The sequence below is a fragment of the Moorena producens 3L genome, assembly GCF_000211815.1.
GTDB lineage: Bacteria > Cyanobacteriota > Cyanobacteriia > Cyanobacteriales > Coleofasciculaceae > Moorena > Moorena producens.
On record NZ_GL890887.1, the window covers coordinates 1,580 to 3,053 of the forward strand.

Here is a 1,474-nt window from a genome sequence, read left to right on the forward strand (position 1 = left end):
CGCGCAGATTCAGGGCTTCTTTGATGTTCCTGTGGATCATCTTTACGCCGCACCGGTACTGAATCAGCATTTTCTCGACATGGGCTTCGATTTAGATGATGTCGTGGTCGTGAGTCCGGATGAGGGCAGCATCAAGCGCGCTGTGGGGCATGCCAAGCGCTTGGGGAACCATTTGGCGATCGTCGACAAGCGGCGCAAGAGTGCTTCCGAGACGCAGCAGGCGAACATCATTGGCGGACCGATCGAGGGCCGGATTGCCCTGATGTTTGATGACATGATCAGCACCGCGGGGTCGATCTGCGGCGCAGCTCAAAAGGTCCATGATGAGGGCGCCAAGGAAATCTACGTGGCGGCCACCCATGGTGTCTTTTCGGGAGAGGCGATTCAGCGGCTGAAGTCGGCGCCGATCACGGGCGTGGTGACGACCGATACGATTCCGTTACCACCCGAGAAGACGCTGGAAAAGTTCACCGTACTCACCGTAGCCCCGCTGCTCGGGGAAGCGATCAAGCGGATTCATCACGACGAATCGATCAGCGACATCTTCGTGAGCTCACGCTAGGCGTCTGCCAGAGGAGTGCACCCATGAACTGGGGCGAGTCCCAACGCATCCGGCAGGTGCAGACTCCCATGATTCCCGTCGTAGGGGAGTGGATTGCGCAGCATCCCGGGACGATTTCGCTGGGCCAAGGTGTCGTCCATTACCCCGCGCCGGCAGCGGTCGGCGTGGCGGTGACCACGGCCATGCAAAGTGACCCGGCCGTCGACCGATACGGACTGGTGCGGGGCACCTCGGGGTTGTTACAAGCCATCGAGCAAAAAGTCGAGACGGAAAACCAAACGACGCTTGCCGATCGCAGCGTGGTGGTCACCACCGGGTCCAATATGGGCTTTTTGAATGCCGTGTTGGCGATTGCTGATGTGGGGGACGAGATCATGCTGGTCAGTCCCTACTATTTCAATCACGAAATGGCGATTGAGATCGCGGGGTGCCGGGTCGTCGTCGTCCCCACCGACTCGGAGTATCAGTTGGATCTAGATCGGCTTGCCGACGCCATTACGCCCAAGACGAAGGCCATCGTCACGGTTTCACCCAACAATCCTACGGGTGCCGTGTATCCTGCAGATCGATTGACGGCGGTCAATCAATTGTGCCGAGAGCGGTCGCTTTATCACATCAGTGATGAAGCCTATGAGTACTTCAACTACTCCGCGGAGCCTCATTTTTCACCCGCCAGCCTGCCGGAGTCGACGGCGCACACCATTAGCCTCTACACGCTCTCCAAGGCCTATGGCATGGCGGGATGGCGCGTCGGTTACATGGTGATTCCCGCTCACCTCGAGGTGGCGGTGAAAAAGATCCAGGATACGAACCTGGTGTGTCCGCCGATTGTCAATCAACTGGCCGCTCAGGCGGCGATGACGTCCGCGGGCCGTGATTGGTGCCATCAACGGATTGCCAGCTCCCGGCCGT

At 59.1% G+C, this 1,474-nt stretch carries 2 protein-coding genes; both read left to right on the plus strand.

All coding sequences use genetic code 11. The annotated features are described in order from the left end of the window. On the plus strand, positions 1-562 hold a 562-nt coding region (locus LYNGBM3L_RS49845), incomplete at its 5' end, for a ribose-phosphate diphosphokinase (protein WP_131827475.1). Between the two features lie 23 nt (positions 563-585). Next, positions 586-1,474, plus strand: an 889-nt coding sequence (locus LYNGBM3L_RS49850; RefSeq protein ID WP_008183605.1) for an aminotransferase class I/II-fold pyridoxal phosphate-dependent enzyme, incomplete at its 3' end; no start/stop codon positions are given.